At 67.6% G+C, this 17994-nt stretch carries 19 protein-coding genes and 1 pseudogene; 12 read left to right on the top strand and 8 right to left on the bottom strand.

What is annotated here, in order from left to right; genetic code table 11:
• Window positions 1–69: 69 nt before the first annotated feature.
• The 6 genes and pseudogenes from U5798_RS33290 to U5798_RS33265 all read left to right on the top strand — a co-directional run.
• Window positions 70–1371 (top strand): annotated as a pseudogene (locus U5798_RS33290) (quaternary amine ABC transporter ATP-binding protein); the annotation flags it as partial.
• Window positions 1364–2260, top strand: a complete 897-nt coding sequence (choW, locus tag U5798_RS33285) for a choline ABC transporter permease subunit (RefSeq protein ID WP_124456470.1) — start codon at window positions 1364–1366, stop codon at window positions 2258–2260. The pseudogene U5798_RS33290 and the gene choW, both read left to right, overlap by 8 nt.
• Window positions 2261–2652: 392 nt before the next feature.
• Window positions 2653–3651, top strand: coding sequence for a GlxA family transcriptional regulator (locus tag U5798_RS33280; RefSeq protein WP_124456469.1), 999 nt, complete (start codon window positions 2653–2655; stop codon window positions 3649–3651).
• Window positions 3652–3754: 103 nt separating this feature from the next.
• On the top strand, window positions 3755–4702 hold the full coding sequence (locus U5798_RS33275; protein ID WP_124456468.1) for a choline ABC transporter substrate-binding protein: 948 nt from the start codon (window positions 3755–3757) through the stop codon (window positions 4700–4702).
• A gap of 303 nt (window positions 4703–5005) precedes the next feature.
• On the top strand, window positions 5006–5632 hold the full coding sequence (locus U5798_RS33270; RefSeq protein WP_322084485.1) for a trimeric intracellular cation channel family protein: 627 nt from the start codon (window positions 5006–5008) through the stop codon (window positions 5630–5632).
• Between the two features lie 126 nt (window positions 5633–5758).
• Window positions 5759–6523 carry a hypothetical protein gene (locus tag U5798_RS33265; RefSeq protein WP_322084481.1) on the top strand — a complete coding sequence of 255 codons (765 nt, stop codon included), beginning with the start codon at window positions 5759–5761 and terminating at the stop codon, window positions 6521–6523.
• Window positions 6524–6561: 38 nt separating this feature from the next.
• On the opposite strand, the gene U5798_RS33260 is transcribed toward U5798_RS33265, so the two are convergent.
• On the bottom strand, window positions 6562–6987 hold the full coding sequence (locus U5798_RS33260) for a PACE efflux transporter (protein ID WP_322084480.1): 426 nt from the start codon (window positions 6985–6987) through the stop codon (window positions 6562–6564).
• A 147-nt stretch (window positions 6988–7134) separates the two neighbouring features.
• Here U5798_RS33260 and U5798_RS33255 point away from each other — a divergent pair, with 147 nt between their 5' ends.
• Window positions 7135–8058 carry a LysR substrate-binding domain-containing protein gene (locus U5798_RS33255; protein ID WP_322084479.1) on the top strand — a complete coding sequence of 308 codons (924 nt, stop codon included), beginning with the start codon at window positions 7135–7137 and terminating at the stop codon, window positions 8056–8058.
• Between the two features lie 52 nt (window positions 8059–8110).
• Here the strand turns inward: U5798_RS33255 and U5798_RS33250 are convergent, their stop codons facing one another.
• The 4 genes from U5798_RS33250 to U5798_RS33235 form a co-directional block, all read right to left on the bottom strand.
• A complete protein-coding gene (locus U5798_RS33250) occupies window positions 8111–8785 on the bottom strand; it encodes a hypothetical protein (RefSeq protein WP_124456464.1) in 675 nt (224 codons plus the stop codon).
• A gap of 184 nt (window positions 8786–8969) precedes the next feature.
• Entirely contained in the window at window positions 8970–10118 is a 1149-nt protein-coding gene (locus tag U5798_RS33245; RefSeq protein WP_322084478.1) for an exo-alpha-sialidase, read from the bottom strand.
• A gap of 66 nt (window positions 10119–10184) precedes the next feature.
• Window positions 10185–10454, bottom strand: a complete 270-nt coding sequence (locus tag U5798_RS33240; RefSeq protein WP_124456462.1) for a MoaD/ThiS family protein — start codon at window positions 10452–10454, stop codon at window positions 10185–10187.
• A 107-nt stretch (window positions 10455–10561) separates the two neighbouring features.
• The gene (locus tag U5798_RS33235; protein ID WP_124456461.1) at window positions 10562–11251 is read right to left on the bottom strand and encodes an aspartyl/asparaginyl beta-hydroxylase domain-containing protein; all 690 of its coding nucleotides are present in this window, start codon (window positions 11249–11251) and stop codon (window positions 10562–10564) included.
• A gap of 210 nt (window positions 11252–11461) precedes the next feature.
• Here U5798_RS33235 and U5798_RS33230 point away from each other — a divergent pair, with 210 nt between their 5' ends.
• Both U5798_RS33230 and U5798_RS33225 read left to right on the top strand, forming a co-directional pair.
• The gene (locus U5798_RS33230) at window positions 11462–11806 is read left to right on the top strand and encodes a DUF4148 domain-containing protein (RefSeq protein ID WP_322084477.1); all 345 of its coding nucleotides are present in this window, start codon (window positions 11462–11464) and stop codon (window positions 11804–11806) included.
• A 71-nt stretch (window positions 11807–11877) separates the two neighbouring features.
• Window positions 11878–12153 (top strand): DUF4148 domain-containing protein, encoded by a 276-nt coding sequence (locus U5798_RS33225; RefSeq protein WP_322084476.1) that lies wholly within the window; start codon window positions 11878–11880, stop codon window positions 12151–12153.
• Window positions 12154–12332: 179 nt separating this feature from the next.
• Here the strand turns inward: U5798_RS33225 and U5798_RS33220 are convergent, their stop codons facing one another.
• The 3 genes from U5798_RS33220 to U5798_RS33210 form a co-directional block, all read right to left on the bottom strand.
• Entirely contained in the window at window positions 12333–12860 is a 528-nt protein-coding gene (locus tag U5798_RS33220) for a cytochrome b (RefSeq protein ID WP_124456458.1), read from the bottom strand.
• Between the two features lie 72 nt (window positions 12861–12932).
• The gene (locus U5798_RS33215) at window positions 12933–14348 is read right to left on the bottom strand and encodes an ATP-binding protein (protein ID WP_322084475.1); all 1416 of its coding nucleotides are present in this window, start codon (window positions 14346–14348) and stop codon (window positions 12933–12935) included.
• Window positions 14345–15004 carry a response regulator gene (locus U5798_RS33210; RefSeq protein ID WP_322084474.1) on the bottom strand — a complete coding sequence of 220 codons (660 nt, stop codon included), beginning with the start codon at window positions 15002–15004 and terminating at the stop codon, window positions 14345–14347. The genes U5798_RS33215 and U5798_RS33210 overlap by 4 nt, the downstream gene beginning before the upstream one ends.
• Window positions 15005–15299: 295 nt before the next feature.
• Between U5798_RS33210 and U5798_RS33205 the strand changes: the two genes are divergently transcribed.
• The 3 genes from U5798_RS33205 (at window position 15300) to U5798_RS33195 (ending at window position 17967) form a co-directional block, all read left to right on the top strand.
• Complete coding sequence (locus U5798_RS33205; protein WP_124456456.1) at window positions 15300–15650, top strand: hypothetical protein; 351 nt, start codon at window positions 15300–15302, stop codon at window positions 15648–15650.
• 62 nt (window positions 15651–15712) lie between these two features.
• Window positions 15713–16882: a bacteriohopanetetrol glucosamine biosynthesis glycosyltransferase HpnI gene (hpnI, locus tag U5798_RS33200; RefSeq protein ID WP_322084473.1), complete on the top strand. Its 1170-nt coding sequence runs from the start codon at window positions 15713–15715 to the stop codon at window positions 16880–16882.
• A complete protein-coding gene (locus U5798_RS33195; protein WP_322084472.1) occupies window positions 16879–17967 on the top strand; it encodes a lysylphosphatidylglycerol synthase domain-containing protein in 1089 nt (362 codons plus the stop codon). The genes hpnI and U5798_RS33195 overlap by 4 nt, the downstream gene beginning before the upstream one ends.
• Window positions 17968–17994 lie beyond the last annotated feature (27 nt).

Raw genomic sequence — 17994 nt, 5'->3', positions numbered from 1 at the left:
CCGCCGTTGCTGGGTGTGCGCGTATTGCGCCGCCGCAATCGGGTGCCGCCGCGTGGCGCGGCCCGCCAGGCGGGGCTGGAGGCCGTGTCGTATTTGCGCAAGCGTTTGTCGTAATTCGTCGGCAGGTCGGGGTTTTTTCTGGCAACTATGTAGGCACGCTATGACAAGCGCGAGTCCCCGCTACACGAGGAGAAGGTTTCGATGGATGCCCCCAAGGTCGTGGTCGAAGGTCTGTGCAAGGTGTTTGGAAGCAACCCGCAGCAGGCGCTCGACATGCTCGCCGCCGGCGCGACGAAAGACGATGTGCTCAAGCGCACCGGTCAGGTCGTCGGCGTGCACAACGTCTCCTTCGATGTGCAGGAAGGCGAAATTTTTGTGCTGATGGGCCTGTCCGGCTCCGGCAAGTCCACGCTGATCCGCCTCGTGAACCGGCTGGTCGATCCGAGCGCCGGCAAGGTGATGATCGACGGGCTCGACGTCGCGTCGGCACGCCGCTCGGCGCTGACCGCGCTGCGCCGCAAGGACATGAGCATGGTGTTCCAGTCGTTCGCGCTGATGCCGCATCGCAGCGTCGTGTCGAACGCCGCGTTCGGCCTCGAAGTCGCGGGCATGGGCAAGAAGGAACGCGAGCGCCGTGCGATGGAAGTGCTCGAGCAGGTCGGCCTCGCACCGTTCTCGCACAAGCTGCCGTCGGAGCTGTCGGGCGGCATGCAGCAGCGCGTCGGCCTCGCCCGCGCGCTGGCCGTGAATCCGTCGCTGATGATCATGGACGAGGCGTTCTCCGCACTCGATCCGCTCAAGCGCCGCGAAATGCAGGATGTGCTGCTGCAACTGCAGAAGGAACAGCGCCGCACGATCATGTTCGTGTCGCACGATCTGGAGGAGGCGCTGCGCATCGGCAACCGCATCGCGATCATGGAAGGCGGTCGCCTCGTGCAGGTCGGCACGCCGCAGGACATCATCGCGAACCCGGCCGACGACTACGTGCGTGCGTTCTTCGACGGCATCGACACCAGCCGCTACCTCACGGCCGGCGACCTGATGCAGACGGGTGCGGTGCCGATCGTGTCGAAGTGCGACGCCGCGAACGTCGCGGCGACGCTGAACGGCAGTGCCGAATACGCGTTCGTGCTCGACGCCCAGCGCAAGATCCGCGGCTTCGTCACGCGCGAGGCGATCGGTCAGGACACGCCGTCGGTGCGGCCGATCGAAAGCATCCGGCGCGACGCGTCGCTCGAACATGTCGTCGCGCGTGTGGTCGCGAGCCCGAATGCACTGCCCGTCGTCGACGACGACGGCTGCTACTGCGGCTCGGTCGATCGTGCGCTCATCCTGAAGGCCATCACGCGTTCGCGAGGCTCCCATGTCTGAAATGATTCCGCTCGGTAGCTGGGTCGACCAGTCCGTTCACTACCTGCTCGACCATGACGCGAAGACGTTCGACGCGATCGGTCAGGCGATCGAAGGGCTCGCCGCATTCGTCGAGCATGGCCTGCAGGCAATCCCGATGTGGCTGATGATGGCGATCTTCATCGGCGTCGGGCTATGGCGGGTGGGCTGGCGCTTCGCGCTGTTCACCACCGCGTCGCTGCTGCTGATCTTCGCGACGGGCTTCTGGGATCAGACCGTCATCACGCTCGGCCTCACGTTGTCGTCGACGATCATCAGCCTCGTGCTCGGCATTCCGCTCGGCATCTGGGCTGCGAAGAGCAAGTGGGTCGCCGCGATCGTGCGTCCGATCCTCGACCTGATGCAGACGATGCCGGCCTTCGTCTACCTGATTCCGGCCGCGATGCTGTTCGGTCTCGGCCGCGTGCCGGGGATCCTGTCGACGGTGATCTTCGCGATGCCGCCGGCCGTGCGCCTGACGAGCCTCGGCATCCGCCACGTGAACCGCGAGATCGTCGAAGCCGGCCAGGCGTTCGGCTGCACGCCGTGGCAGCTGCTGTACAAGGTGCAGTTCCCGAATGCGCTGCCGTCGATCATGCAGGGCGTGAACCAGACGATCATGATGGCGCTGTCGATGGTGATCATCGCGTCGATGGTCGGCGCGGGCGGTCTCGGCAACGACGTGCTCGCGAGTATCCAGCGACTCGACATCGGCCTCGGTTTCGAAAGCGGTCTGTCGGTCGTGCTGCTCGCGATCATTCTCGACCGTATCACCGAAAGCTTCGGCCGCGCGCCGGGCACCGTGAAGGCGCCGCTGTTCGCCGGTCTCAAGCAGCTCTTTCGCGTGAAGGCCGCACCCGCACAGGCCTGAGCGCCGGTGGCCGGGAATACGCTCCGGCCGCTCACCCTGAATGGATAACGACTTCCGCGGCCTCGGCCGCGGGGTTGGCCCCCTGCAACCTCCTCTAGGGTCTGTTTCCAGATGGAACGCACATGCGAATGCCCGAAATCGCTCGCAGGGCAAGAAGTGAGGAGCGCCGTTTGGCCGGGCCAAACAAGCGACGAGCGACGCCGCCATGCGGGCGATTTCGGGCATTCCCGTGGAATAAATTTCAAGTTTGGGGTTGCCACGAGAACGGCCGCTCGCCGCGTTGCGCTCCTTGGCGATACGCCAAGTATTCGCGGCGTCGCGCGCCTCGCGAGCGGCCGTTCTCGTGGCAACGCATGTGCGTTCCATCTGGAAACAGACCCTAGGAGACCGATGTGACGTCCGCCGTCGCTGTTGCGCCCGCCGCCTGCGTTTCACCGGTTTCGTCCCTTGCCCATTTCGGCTTCCTGACGCTGCCGAACTTCTCGATGATCGCGTTCTCGAGCGCGGTCGAGGTGCTTCGGATGGCGAACTACGTCGGGCGTGCCGACCATTACAAGTGGTCGATCTACTCGCTCGACGGCGCGCCCGCGCATGCCAGCAACGGCATCGCGGTGCGGCCCACGCAGGCGCTCGACTACGAGAACCTGCCCGACGTGATGATCGTGTGCGGCGGCATCCGCATCCGCGACGTGGTCGACGAAGGCGCGCGCGATACGCTCGCGGCGCTCGCCGAACGCGGGCTGCCGCTCGGCGGCATCTGCACGGGTGCGTACGCGCTGATGTCGAGCGGGCTGCTCGACGGCTATCGCTGCACCGTGCACTGGGAGAACCTGTCCTCGCTGCATGCCGAGTTTCCGCAGGTCGGCTTCGCCGACGAGCTGTTCGTCGTCGACCGCGACCGGCTGACCTGTACCGGCGGCACCGCGCCGCTCGACCTGATGCTGAACCTCGTCGGCATGCGCTTCGGCCAGCAGCTGGCCGCGCAGGTGTCCGAACAGTTCATCCTGGAGCGCATCCGCAGCTCGACCGACACGCAGCCGATTCCGGTCGATGCGCGCGTCGGCTTCTCGCGCGCCGAGCTGATCGAGGTCGTGCGGCTGATGGAGGCGAACATCGAGGAGCCGCTGTCGCTCGAGGAACTCGCGCGGCTCGTGCGATTGTCGCAGCGGCACCTGCAGCGAATGTTCAAGGTGTATCTGAACGTGTCGCCGACCCACTATTACCTGACGCTGCGCCTGAAACGCGCGCGCGACCTGCTGCGCACGACCGACGCGTCGATCGCGCGCGTGACGACGGTCTGCGGCTTTCATTCGCCGTGTCATTTCAGCAAGGCCTACCGCGCGCAGTTCGGCCATGCGCCGAGCTACGAGCGCCGGTTGCCGGGGCGCTGAACGAGAAGATGATTCGGTCCGCGACGTCGCCGGGATCGTGGCGCGCGGCTTCAATAAACGGTCCCGCATTCAAGCAAACGACATCACTTTGAGGAGAAGAAAGATGAAGCGCCTATTGATCGCAGCGGTGTGCGGGGTCGGGATAACCGCGCCGATGTCGGCCGTGTATGCGGCCGATCCGCCCGTATGCAAGAACGTGCGCTTCGCGGATGTCGGCTGGTCCGACATCGCGGCGACCACGGGCCTTGCGTCGACGATGCTGCAGGGCCTCGGCTACAACCCGACGAAGACGATCGCCTCGGTGCCGATCACGTTCGCCGGGATCAAGAGCAAGCAGATCGACGTGTTCCTCGGCTACTGGTCGCCGACGATGGACCCGATCATCCAGCCGTTCACGAAGGCCGGCACGATCAAGGTGCTCGCGACGCCCAACCTGACCGGCGCGAAATACACGCTCGCGGTGCCCGACTACGTGTACCAGGGCGGCCTGAAGTCGTTCGCGGACATCCAGAAGTACGCGGACAAGCTGAACGGCAAGATCTACGGGATCGAGCCGGGCAACGACGGCAACGCGCTGATCAAGAAGATGATCGACGGCAACCAGTTCGGCCTCGGCAAGTTCAAGCTGGTCGAGTCGAGCGAGGCCGGGATGCTGGTCGAGGTGAATCGCGCGGCGCGCGACAAGCAGTGGATTGTCTTTCTCGGGTGGGAGCCGCATCCGATGAACGTCCAGATGAAGATCGATTACCTGACCGGCGGCGACGACGTGTTCGGTCCGAACTACGGCGAAGCGAAGGTGCTGACGGCCACGCCGCCCGACTATTCGCAGCGCTGCCCGAACGTCGCGAAGTTCGTGTCGAACCTGCAGTTCACGACGACGATCGAGAACCACGTGATGTTGCCGATCATGAACAAGCAAGACCCGAACAAGGCGGCGGCCGACTGGCTGAAGGCGAACCCGCAGGCGCTCGACAAGTGGCTCGCCGGCGTGACGACGCTCGACGGCAAGCCGGGTCTGCCGGCTGTGAAGGCGTACCTCGGCGTGCATTGAGCGTAACGCGGCGGGCTTCGCGGCTTCGACCGCAAGCCTGACGTGATTTCCGGGCCGGTGGAAGCAGGGTGCGCATCCTGCTTCCACCGGCCTTTTGCTTCCAGCTTCAGGTTCGGCCCGTCAGTCGGTGGACGATGCGCTAGACTGCTCGATCCCGATCGAGGAGACGGCAATGATACGCAGTGCGCTTGAGGTATCCGGATGGCGGCAGGTGGCCGGCAGGCGGCCGAGGCCGAATGGTGCGTCGGCTTGTCGCGACGCAGGCTGCAGCCGGACGATGCCGCACTGCGGCCATTCACGCGCATGAAGCGCATCGAGCAAGTGGTGCTCGCCGCCGATCTCGCGGGCACGGCGGTGTTCGCGGTCGAGGGTGCCAATGCGGCGATCGGCGCCGGGCTCGACCTGTTCGGCGTGATGGTGCTGTCGCTCGTCGTCGCGCTCGGCGGCGGCGTGATCCGCGATCTGCTGATCGGCGCGCGGCCGCCCAGCGCCGTGAGCGACTGGCGCTATCCGGCGCTCGCGTTCGCGTCCGGGCTGTTCGCGTTCGTCTTTCATGCGCGGGTGGCCGCGTTCTCGCCGTCGATGCTCACGACGCTCGATGCGGCCGGCCTCGCGTTGTTCGCGGTCGCGGGCGCGGTGAAGGCGCTCGAGTTCCGCGTCCACCCGTTCATTGCAACGCTGATGGGCGCCGTGACCGGCTGCTGCGGCGGCGTCGTGCGCGACGTGCTGCTCGCGCGGATACCGGTCGTGCTGGTCACGGACATTTACGCGAGCGCGGCGCTGCTCGGCGCGGTCGTCGTCGTTTCGTGCCGGCGGCTCGGTTGTCCGCCGGTCATCGCGGCCGTGCTCGGCGGCATCGCCTGCTTTGCGCTGCGGATGGCGGCGGTGCGCTTCGGCTGGCAGCTGCCGAAAATCGCGGGCGGGGCGTAAACGGCGTTTCAGGCACACTTCGCGCAGCCGCGTCCGCTTGCCGCGCGAAAAGGGATCGGACAGAATCGCGACGACCGACCCGGACCATACGTCCGTTTCGCGCAGCGCAGTGGATCGCAATCGGGTATGCCTATGCCGCCTCTCGTCGAAGCAATCCTGGGTTGGGCCACGGTCGCGCTGGGCGCACTGGGCTTGATCTGCATGATGATCTGGCCGTTGACGCCGGACCGGTGGGTATTCGAGGCCGGCTATGCGTGCGTGCCCGACGGCCGGGACCTGATCCTGGCGCCGCGGCGCATGCGCATGGGTCACTTCGTGTGGTGGTCGTTCGGCTTCGGGCTGAGTGCGTTGGGACTGGCCTGCATGACTGGCGTACCGCTGCTTGCCGGGAGCGTCACCGGTAATGAATTGCATGCGTGGTACGAATGGCTCGGGCTCGGCGTGTTCGGAGTGTTCGTCGTCGGCGTGGGCGTGCTGTTGATCTGGATCGGCCGCAAGCTGATGCGCGCACGCTGGTTTGCAGGCCCACTGCACGAAGCGCGTTTCTGCTGGCGCGACGAAGAGCGCTGGATCGATATTCGCACCACGCGCCTGCTGCGCAAGCCGGTGCTGAATACCTACGCGTGCCGCGAGCTGGAGCACCTGCTGGTCGGCGGCCGGAAGAGTATCGACGGCGCGGTCGTGGGCGGTTCGCTGGTGAAGATCCAGAGCGATCTGGCGCAGCTCGTGCTCGTGTTTCGCGATCGCCCGCCGGTCGACCTGATGGGGCGGATCAACGACGGCGAGCAAGCGCGCCGCATGGCCGGCATGATCGGCACCTGGTGCGGCGTCGACGTGCGGCGGGTCGATGGTTTGCCAGGCGTGACGCCGTTCAACTTCGACCGGATCTGACTCTGCCCGCCTCGCTGGATGAGTACCACGCGCCCGCCTCACGACTCCTTCGTCGCTGCCGGCACGTCGAACACGCGATCGAACGCCCACTGGAACACGAACGCGTAACAGAAGAAAAACGCGAACAGCCCGATATCGACGACGAACGCGTCGAACCACGAGATGTCGAGCCACCACGACACGACCGGCACCAGAATGAAAATCAGCCCGCCCTCGAATCCGGTCGCATGCAGGATCCGCCGCCCGAGCGTACGCGTCGGCTGCCGGCGCGACGCTTCCCAGCGCTCGAACAGCGCGTTGAAGATCATGTTCCACAGCAGCGCGATCGCCGACATCGTCGCCGACAGCGCTCCCGAATAGACGAGATCCCGCTTGAAGATCGCCGCGATCGCGGGCGAGATGCAGGAGATGGCGATCGCTTCGTAGAGTACCGCCTGCGTGATCCTGCGCGGTAGGCCTTGCACGTTGTTCCTCCGGTTCGACGGCACCCGCCGCGGCGCCGTGCCGCAACGTTCCGCAAGGCTATCCACGTTGCACGCGCGCTTCAATTCACCTAATCTCACCCCGATTGAATCGAATTCAACCCGGCCGCTTCCGGCCCGCGAGGCCCCGTGTTCTCGAAAATTCCCCTGACCGCGTTGCGTGTATTCGAAGCGTCGGCGCGGCTCGGCACGTTCAAGGCCGCCGCGGACGAACTGTCCGTGACGCCGGCCGCCGTGTCGCACCAGATCAAGTCGCTCGAAAGCCGGCTCGGCGTGCTGCTGTTCGAGCGCGGCGCGAGCGGCGTGCGGCTCACGGACGACGGAGCGCGCCTGTTTCGCACGAGCCACGATGCGTTGCTTGCGTTGAGTCGGGGACTGGACGCGGTGCGGCCGGACACCTCCGGCGAGCGCACGCTCGTGCTGACCACCACGCCCGCCTTTGCCGCGATGTGGCTGATTCCGCGTCTCGGTGCGTTTCGACGCGTCGATCCGCATCTGCACATCAAGGTCGAAACCGGCAACATGCTCGTCGATCTCGAACGCGATGCACGCATCGACCTCGCGATTCGCGCGACGTCGCGCACGTTTCCGGCGCTGCACGAGATTGCGTTGATCGACGAGTATTTCGGCGCGTATGCGGCGGCAGGCTTCGACGCGCATCGCACGGACGCGCCGCTCGACCTGATCGAGACCGTGTGGGATACGCCGCTGCCCGTGTCGGTCGACTGGGCGTCATGGTGTCGTGCGGCGGGGCGCGAAGCGTGGCTCGACCGCGCGGTGTTTCGTCATTACGACGACGAGCATTACGCGGTACAGGCCGTGCTGCACGGGCAGGGTATCGCGCTGCTCAGCTCGGTGCTGGCCGCCGAGCATGTCGAGCGCGGCGCGTTGATGCCGATCGAGCCCACGGTGCGGCTCGACGGTGCGCGCTTCGTCGCGCTGTGCCGGCCGGGGCGCGAGCGTGAGCCGCAGGTCAGGCGGTTTCTCGACTGGCTCGAAGCGGAAATCGCGCAGACGCGCGCGGCGGTCGCGCGGATGGGAGGAGCGGGCTGAGCGGGAACGCATGGCCGCACCGCTTATCACGCGCGGGCGGATGCGGCCCCAGTCATTTCTCGATTCGTATCGGCTTCGCGAGCTTCGCGTCGCAATGCCAGCTTCGGTCGCGTATTGCCGCGATCTGTGCGACAGCCGGGCTGCGCCATGCATCGGGCAACTTGCAGGTGCGGCGGGCTGTGCGTTTCGTGGGCGCTTCGTCACCAGGCAGCGGCGCGTAGCTGTCGTGTACGTCTCCCGTCAACGCATTGACGCTCGTATGGGATTCGCTGCTGCCGCCGCCATCCCAGCGGAAGTTCCAGCTGTCCTCGTCCCATCCCGCGACGATCCATTGGCCGTTGCGGGTCGTCACGCGCCAAGTTTCGCCCCAGCGCATCGAACTGCCGCCGTAATTTCGCACGAGCAGTGAACCATGGCTGATGTCGAGCGGCTGGTACGGATCGCCCATTACGCCGCCGTCGTTCGGCCCCATCGCGATCGCGTCGTTCGTGAGCACGCGCTTGCCGCCGACGAAGATGCGCAGGCGCCGTGGGCCGTCGGGCTGCCCGCGCAGCACGTCGATGCAGGCGGTTACCAGTTGGGTCGAGCCGAACCCGCCGCGGATGCTGTCGTCGAGTGTGTAACCGGTGTCGACCTTGCCGCAGGGATCCTCGGCCGTGTTGAGCGGCCCTGCGCCATGCGCGGTGGCGGAGGCGACGAGTACCGTGACCACAAGCAGCGCGTGCAAGCTGCTCGGTGCAGCGTCCGCGCGGGGAGACGACAGGAGAAGGCGCATGGCGAGAGGGCGATGGGAGACCGGGCGTGCAGTTTAAGCGATTCGGGCACGCGATCGGGGTGCGGTTTCCGTACGAACGAGCGATCGTTCCGTGCATTTCCTTGAGCAGTCCCGAAACGGGACGCACATCGGCCCGCTACCCGAAGCTGACGCAATAGACCGGCGGCAAGTGCGCCGATACCTGTTGCCAGTTGTCGCCGCCATCGGCGGAGGTCCATAGCCCGCCGGTCGTCGACGCCATCGCGAGGCGCGTGCCGGAATCGTCCACCGCGAGCCCGTGCCGGTACACGAGGTCGTATGCCGGCGCGGCCGGCAATCCGTTCGACAGGCTCTCGAAACTGCGACCGCCGTCGCGCGTGCGCGTGACGACGAACCGGCCGTTCACCGGAATCCGGCACGCGTCCTTCACGGCCGGCACGAACCACGCGGTATCCGGTTCGTGCGGATGCACGGCCACCGCGAAACCGAAGCTCGACGGTTGTGCTTCGATCCGCCGCCAGTGCTCGGCGCCGTCGGTCGTGCGGAAGATCGCGCAGTGATGCTGCGTCCACAGCACGTCCGGGTTGGCCGCGCACTGCACGACGCGGTGCGGATCCTGCATGTTGGGCTCGCCGCGCCGCTCGGGCGGCATGTAGTCGGCTTCCATGCCCTCCGCGGTCACGCGCCAGGTCGCGCCGCCGTCGGCGGTCTGCCAGACGCCGCCGCACGAGATGCCGACCGTCACGTGCCGGCTGTCGCGCGGATCGACCATCACCGAATGGATGCCCGGCGCATCGTATCCGCCGCCGCCCCATTCGGCGCGCTCGGGGCGATCCCACAGCACGCGGTTGAGCACCCACGAGTCGCCGTGGTCGTCGGAGCGGAACAGTCCGCCGGGAATCGTGCCGGCCCACAGCACGCCCGGCTCGTCGGCGCCGCCGGCTTCGAGCGACCAGATCTGCTGCAGCGTCCACGGCGGCTGCGGTGCGCCGGGCGGCGCGTCGTCCGTGTCGCCGGTGCCGGCATGCGCACCGGCGCTGGCGGGCGCCGCGTCGGCCGGTTGCGGCGGGTAGACAGGGACCGCGCATTCTTCCCAGTCGGTCGCGCCGGCGCGCTGGCGATGCAGCTTCACGCCGAAATGGCCGAGGTTGAGCGCCGCATACAGCGTGCCGTCGCGCGGGTCGGCGAGCGCCATGCTGACGGGCTCGCCGATGAAATGCGGGTCGCCCAGCGTCCAGCCGCCGCGGCCGTCGGGTTGCAGGATGAACAGGCCCTTGCGGGTGGCGACGAGCAGTCGATCGTTCATGTGCGAGTCTCCTGAGGGGCCGGCTCGGCATTCGGGCGCCGGGTCCGGGTCGATGCATCCGTCCCTTTATCCGCCCGTCAGCGCCTGGACGACGTACACGCGGCTGGCATCGCCGAGCGCATCGGACAGGTGCTGCCGGTCGCGGATCGGCTGGCCGTCGACGAACACCGACAGGTGCTTTCGCAGCGCGCCCTGGTCGTCGAGGATGTAGCCGCGCAGCCGCGGCTGCTCGCTGAAAACGGTGTCGAATGCTTCACCGACCGTGTGCGCGTCGATATCGCGCTCGGGCGTTTCGATATGCCGCTGGATCGACGCGGCGAAGAAGAGATGCGCCATGGCGGTGGCTGGCAGGAGCCGCGCGGAAGGGACGGTCTGTAGTGTAGGCGATTCGCTGGAAGCCGGAAGCCGGAAGCCGGAAGCCGGGATGGCGCCGCGCCGGCGCGCTAGACCGGAATCGACCGCCCGCGGAACCGGATCCCGAGCCGCACGACGCCGATCACCGCATTCGACAGCCAGGTGAGCGGACGCGGCATGCCGCGCCGGCGGATATCGAGCAGCAGCACGATCCTCACGGCGTCGCTGTCGTTCCACACCTCGTGCATGAACGTGTCGTCCCACAGCAGGAAGCGGCCTTCGTCGAGCCGGTATTCGCGGCCGTCGATCTTCAGCACGGCGGCCGGCGTGCCGTCCGCGCGCTTCGGCATCGACAGCACGAGATACCCGCGCAGGATGCCGCGAAACGGCCCGCGATGCGGCGGGATGTGCTTGCCGGGCGCGAGAAAGGACAACGACGCGGACAGCACGTCCGGCGATGCCGCGACGAGCGACGCGACAGTCGGGCAGCGCGACAGGTTGCGCGGGAATCGCTGGCCGTACGCCTGCATGATGAACATCCGCCAGTCGCGTGCGTCGTTGGCCGAGATGTCGTACTGCTCGCGCATGATTTCGTGGAAGCGCGGGATGCGCGGCATGTCGCGGGCGACGGCGAGTGCTTCGGCCCGGATCGCGGGCCAGGCGCGCACGAAACGCTCGGCGTCCGGGAACGCGGCCGTGTCGAGCACGGCGCCGCCATCGATATGGCGGTCGTACAGCGTGCGAAGCAGGCCGGCTGCATAGTCGTAAGCGACGGACATGGTCGATCGGATCGCGATCCCTATGAGGTGACGTCAGTCTGCCCGAACCGCAACGGGCGCTGCGTTACGTCAGGTTACGCCGGCTGACGAATGAATGACAGTTTTATGAACGCCCGGCACGCGCAGATCGACAGGCCGGGAATAAACACAGTCCCTCCGTCGTCATACGGGTGTAGCACATCGTCTCGTTGACTTCTTAAGGAGTAGAACATGAATACGCATTGGCTGGTGGCCGCCACGGTGGCGGCGATGTCTGTCGCGGGTGTCGCGACGCAAGCGTCGGCACAGGCGCTGACGCGCGCGCAGGTCACGCAACAACTGATCGACGCGGAAAACAACGGGCTGCGCTTCGTGACCGATACGTCGTATCCGGACGTGAGCCCGCTGTTCCGGCAGCAGGCCGAACAGATGCCGCAGCGCCAGGCGAGCACGGCGGTCGGCGGCGATCCGGCCGTGTCGTCCGAAGCAGGCAAGCCGGCGACGATGTCGCCGCATCCGCGCGCTGCCGCATGCGTCGGCCCCGCGAGTTTCTGTGCGATCTATTTCGGCAGCTGACGCACCCGCCTGCATCCGCAGGTCACGCATTCCCCACGGTTGATCGATACACAGGATTGAAGGAGTTCATGATGAAAACATATATCGCACTACTGACGATGGTCGCAGCGATCGTCGGTCAGTCGGCATTCGCGCAATCGGCTGCGCCGCTGACGCGCGCGCAGGTTCGCGACGAACTGATGCGTCTGGAAGCGGCCGGGTACGACCCGGCGAAGGGCGACGACGGCGAGTATCCGGCGGACATCCAGGCCGCGCAAGCGAAGCTCGCCGAGCAGGATCGTGCGCGGATGGCGGCGTCGGCCGCGCATGCGCCGGCGCCCGGCATGCCGGCGCAAACCAGCAACTAGGTGCCGACATGATCGTGTGTGAAGTCTGGCCGTCGTGTTCGCGGGACGGCACAAACCGCATGCCCTTCGCGCCACGCGCCGTGGCCGAAGGGCGCGGGCTGCGATGCCGCTCATTGCACGCCGCTTCGCGCGGCGTCGCGATCAGCTCGTCAACCGGGCGCGCTGAGCCGGGACGTCGTTCACCACGGCATCATGCGCTGCACGACCTGGTCGCGCAGCACGAAGCGGTGCAACAGCGCGGCCGCCACGTGCAGGCAGATGCCGGCGAACAGGACCCACGCGAGGATGCCGTGCACGTCGCCCATCGCGTGACCGAATCCGGAGCCGGCCGCCGACAGCGCCGGCAGCGGAATGACACCGACCAGCGTCACGGCCCATGCGCGCGACGACGCGTTGATCCAGCCGAGCAGCGGCACGACGATCAGCAGCACGTAGAGTGCGCCATGCGTGATGCCCGACAGCGCACGCATCGCGGGCGACAGGTCGCTGGCAGGCGGGCGATGCGTCGCGCGCCACAGCACGCGGCACGCCATCGCCGCGAGCAGCGCCGTGCCGACGAGCAGGTGCGCGGCGATCAGGCCGACCGGTTGCGTGTCGCGATGCACGTCGGGCATCGTCCAGCCGATCGCATATTGCGCGACGACCAGCGCCACGATCAGCCAGTGAAGGAAACGGGCGACGGCGTCATAACGGGCGGGCGCGGACATGAAGACTCCTGGCGGGAGACGGGGGGGTGACAGGGTTCGGGCGGATTCTACGGTCGAATCCTTAACGAAACGTTAAGCGCGCGGCATCGATCCACCGGTATCCGCCGACGGCAGCGTGATGGCCACGCCGAGCCCCCGGCCGCCGATACCGGACGCGAACCGCACGCTGCCGCCGAAATACTGCGCGATGCGTGTGACGATCGACAACCCGAGCCCGCTGCCGGGCGACTGCGCGCCGCTGCCGCGATAGAAGCGGTCGCCGAGCCGTTCGTGCTCGCCGGGCGCGACGCCGGGCCCGTCGTCGCGCACGACGATGCGTTGCAGTGCGCCCTCGTCGTGCACGCCGAGCTCGATGCGCCCGCCGCGGCGGCCGTACTTGACGGCGTTGTCGACGAGATTGTCGAGCAGGATGCCGATCAGGATCGGATCGGCGTCGATCGCGCGTGCGGAGCGGTCGCCGGCCACGATGGCGATGTCCTTGTCGGCGGCCTTCGCCAGATGGCGGTCGATGGCCGCATCGACGAGTTCGCGCACGACGACCGCGCGCGTCGGAATGCGTTCGTACTCATCGAGCCGCGCGAGCAGCAGCAACTGTTCGGCGAGCCGCGCGCTGCGGTCGACGCCTTGCACGACGCGCTGCATCGCCAGCTGCTTGCCCGCCGGATCGTCGGTCGCGATCGCCACCTGCGCCTGCACCTTGATCGCGGCGAGCGGCGTCTTCAGTTCGTGCGCGGCGTCGGACGTGAACGCGCGCTCGCGCACAATCGATTGCCGCAGCCTCGCCAGCAGGCGGTCGATCGCGTCGACCAGCGTGCGCACTTCGTCCGGGACGGTCGCGATGCCGAGCGGTTCGAGCGATCGCGCATCGCGCGCGCCGATCAGCGTGGAGAGTGTCTTCAACGGCGCGAGACTGCGTCCGATCGTGACCCAGAGCAGCAGCGCGAGCACGGGTAGCGCGACGATCAGCGGCAGGACGATGCCGCGTGCGATGCCCGTCGCCAGATCGCTGCGCGTATTGACGGTCTCCATCACGCGCACGCGGCGCCCCGACGCGTTGTCGCGCAGCGCGTAAGTGCGCCACTGTGCGTCGCCGATGACGATCGTCTGCGGCGCGCCACGCAGGTCACGCGCATCGGGCAACCGGGCAGCGGCAGCGGGGAGGCTCGATGCAACGACGGTGCCTTGCGCGTCGCGCACGTCGAACAGCACGTCGCGCGGCAGGCGGTCGCCGTCGTTGTCGGACCCGCGTCGCGACGCGTCGAACGCGAGTTCGACCCGCGCGTCGGGCGGCACGCGGGCAAGGCGCTCGAGGTCGACCGGTGCGAGGTTGACCAGCAGCGACGCGGTTTCGGCGAGGCGGGCATCCTCCCATTCGCCGATCTCGCGCGTCGCGTAGTGGATGCTGCCGAACACGGCGACGAGCCAGACGACGGTCACGCAGCCGATCGCCATCAGCGACACGCGGTGTCGTATCGAGCGGGCGATCATGGGAGGTCGACGACGTAGCCGATGCCGCGGACGGTGCGGATCAGTTCCGCGCCGAGCTTCTTGCGCAGGTTCGAAACATGGACCTCGATCGCGTTGCTTTCGATGCCTTCCTGCCAGCCGTACAGGCTGTCCTCGAGGCGCGCGCGCGACTGCGGCATGCCTGGGTGGCTGACGAGCTGAACGAGGATCGCCCACTCGCGCGACGTGAGCGCGATGCGCGACGCATCGCGCGTCACGGTATGCGCGGCCAGGTCGATCGTGATGTCGCGCCACATGATTTCGTCGCCGGCCCGGCCCTGCGAGCGTCGCACGAGCGCGCGGCAGCGGGCGAGCACTTCCGTCAGCTCGAACGGCTTCGCGAGATAGTCGTCCGCGCCGTCGTCGAGGCCGCGGACGCGGTCGGCCACGGTGCCGCGCGCGGTCAGCACCAGCACGGGCACCGTATCGCCCGCGTCGCGCAGCGCGCGCAGCAGTTCCGTACCGGATTTGCCGGGCAGGCCGAGATCGAGCACGACGAGCGCGAAGCGCGTCGTCGCGAGCGCCGCGGCGGCTGCGTGACCGTCGCGCAACCAGTCGACGTGATAACCGGCCTGGCCGAGGCTGATCTCGAGGCCGCTGCCGATCAGGTCGTCGTCTTCAACAAGGAGGAGTCGCATGGTCGATTCGTGTGCAGGCATCCGCGATTGTACGAGCCCGACCGCGTGCGCCGTGCAACGGAATGTAATCGGACCCTGTTCGAATGCCGTGCGATTCTGAAGAACGCTTAAGGTTTGGCGCCGGCAATCCCGCTACCATCGGCCACGACATTTCTCGGGGAGTGCTCCGCTTCCCCTGATCCCGAACCGGCGCAGGCACGTCCGGCACGAGCCGGATGCACCTGCCCGCCAATCCGCGACCCTTTCGATCGGCGTACGGTCGATGCGTGTCGCCCGCACGGGAGGTTCATTCCTGATGGCACCCTCGACGATCGAGCGATGGCGCGCCTACCTGCTGATCGCCGCACTGGCCGGCATGTTCATCCAGTGTTTCGTGCTGGTTTCGCTGCTTGCATGGCGCATACCCGAAGCATTTTTCACCACGATGACGTTTCGCATCTGGATCGTCGTGGCGGTCGCCACCGCGATCCTGTCGGCCCGTAAGCTTGCCGGCGCGGCGTTCAAGGCCGCGATGGCATGCGGTTGCGTGCGCGTAACCGGAATCGATCGCCGCACGGTAGTTGTGTCATCTGATTGCGCGTACCGTCGGTTGGTCGTCCTTCATATCCGGCTCAACGGGAACCGATACGGCGGCGTGCACGGGTGAGCCCGCGTGCGCGCCGCCTTTCCCGGGCGTCGCGGTCGTACGGGTCACCACTGGGGAGAAGCATGGTTTTGCTGCATGTGCTGCGTGCGCTGGCCGAGGCAATGTCGTTCGTCTGCGGGTTGGGCGTGGTGCTGGGCATTGCGTACACGCTCACGGCCAGCGTGCTGGTCGGCCGGTTCTTTTCGCGGGCGGCGGCGGAGCCGCGCACGTTTCCGGGCGTCACCGTCGCGAAGCCGCTGCACGGCGACGAATGGGATCTCGTACAGCATCTCGAAAGCTTCTTCGCGCAGAATTATCCAGGGCCGGTCCAGCACCTGTTCGGCGTGCACGATGCGAACGACGCCGCACTGGCGGCCGTCGAGACGTTGCGCGCACGCTACCCGGATGCGAACATCAAGGTCGTGGCCGATGCACGGCTGTACGGGCCGAACCGCAAGATCGCCAATCTCGTGAACATGCTCGAACACGCGGAGCATTCGGTGCTCTGCCTTGCCGACAGCGACGTGGTGGTCGAGCGCGATTATCTGCGCGCCGTCGTCGGCGCGCTACAGCAGCCGGATGTCGGCATCGTGACGAGCGTCTATCGCGGCGTCGCGTCGCCGGGATTCTGGCCCGGAGTCGCCGTCGCGATGACGAACTACCATTTCCTGCCGGGCGTGATCACCGGGCTCTTCATCGGGCGTGCGCGGCCGTGCTTCGGGCAGACGATTGCGATCACGCGCGAGACGCTCGAACGCATCGGCGGGCTGACGCGTTTCGCGCATCACCTCGCGGAAGATCACGCACTCGGCGAAGCGGTGCGGCAAGCGGGCGCGCAGGTCGTCATTCCGCCGTTCGTGGTCGGGCACGCCTGTGTCGAAGAGACCTTCGCCCGGCTGTACGCGCACGAATTGCGCTGGAGCTGCACGATCCGCGCGGCGGACCGGCTCGGTCATGCGGGGTCGGTGCTGATGCACCCGCTGCCGCTCGCGCTGCTGGCGCTGCTGTTCTCCGGTGGCGCGGCCGTCGCGTGCGCGCTGACGGTCGCGGCGCTGGCGGCGCGCACACTCCTGATGCTGCGAACGAGCCGCGCAACCGGCGCCGGCCTGCGCGGCGCAGGCTGGCTGCCGTTCGTCGATCTGCTGCAATTCCTGATCTTCGTATCGAGCTTCTTCTCGTCGCATGTCGTGTGGCGCGGCACGCGCTTTCGCGTCGACCGCGAAGGCCTGCTGTCGCCGGCGGGTGAATCGTGACGACCGGGACGAACACCGACGCCGCCCCTGCGGACCGGGGCGCCACGCGCGGCGACGCACGGCTTCGCCATGCGGGGCGCGCGGCGGCGCTCGGCGGACTGGCGCTCGCCGTGTGGCTGATCTGGCGCGAACATCCGCTGGATATCCTGCATCGCCTGCAGATCGCCGGCGCCGGCCTGCTGGTCGCCGCGCTCGCGCACATCCTGCCGATGCTCGCGAACGCGTGGGACTGGCGGATGCTGATCCGCGGCCCGCGCCGGCCGTCGTTCATGACGATGCTGAAGGTCGTGTGGATCCGCGAATCGATCAACGGATTGCTGCCGGTGGCGCGCATCGGCGGCGAGATCGTGTCGTTCGGCATGCTGCGGCAGGCCGGCGTGCGCCCGGCGACCGCCGTGGCCAGCCTCGTCGCCGACATGCAGCTGACGCTGATCAGCCAGTTGATCTTCGCGCTGGTCGCGATCGGCTACGTGCTCGAACACGTGTCGTCCGATGCCGCGCGGGTGGCCGCGCACCTCGCGATCGGCATGGCCGCGCTGGTGCCGGTGCTGCTGCTGTTCGCGCTGGTGCAGCATGCGCGGCCGTTCGAGCGCGCCATGCGCGTGCTCAACCGCGTCACGAGCGGCAAGGTGGTCGCGCTGGTCGGCGAATCGGCGCGGACCGATCAGTCGATCCGGTTGATCTGGAGAAAGACGGGGGTCGTCGTGCGCTACCTGGGGATCTGGCAGACGCTGCAGTTCGTGGGCTATGCGCTGGAAATCTGGCTGGCGCTGTATTTTCTCGGTGCCGATCCGACCTTTGCGCAGGCGCTCGCGATCGAGGCGCTGATCCAGCTCGTGAGCAGCATCGCGTTCCTGATGCCGGGCGGCCTGGGCGTGCAGGAGGGCGGGTTCGTGCTGATCGGCGGGCTGCTCGGGTTCGACCCGCCGACCTGCCTCGCGCTGGCCGGCGCCCGCCGCGTGCGCGACCTGCTGTTCTATCTGCCGGGCCTGCTCGCATGGCAGTGGGCGGCCGGGTCGTCGAACCGGCCGGGCGGCACGAAGCCCGCGTCGCTGCCCATCGGGAAATCCGCCCGGCCGCGTTGACGCAACCGGGCGCGACGCGGCGCGCGA

It is taken from the genome of Burkholderia sp. BCC1972, assembly GCF_905339605.1.
GTDB lineage: Bacteria > Pseudomonadota > Gammaproteobacteria > Burkholderiales > Burkholderiaceae > Burkholderia.
This window is presented reverse-complemented; position numbering and strand designations above follow the sequence as displayed.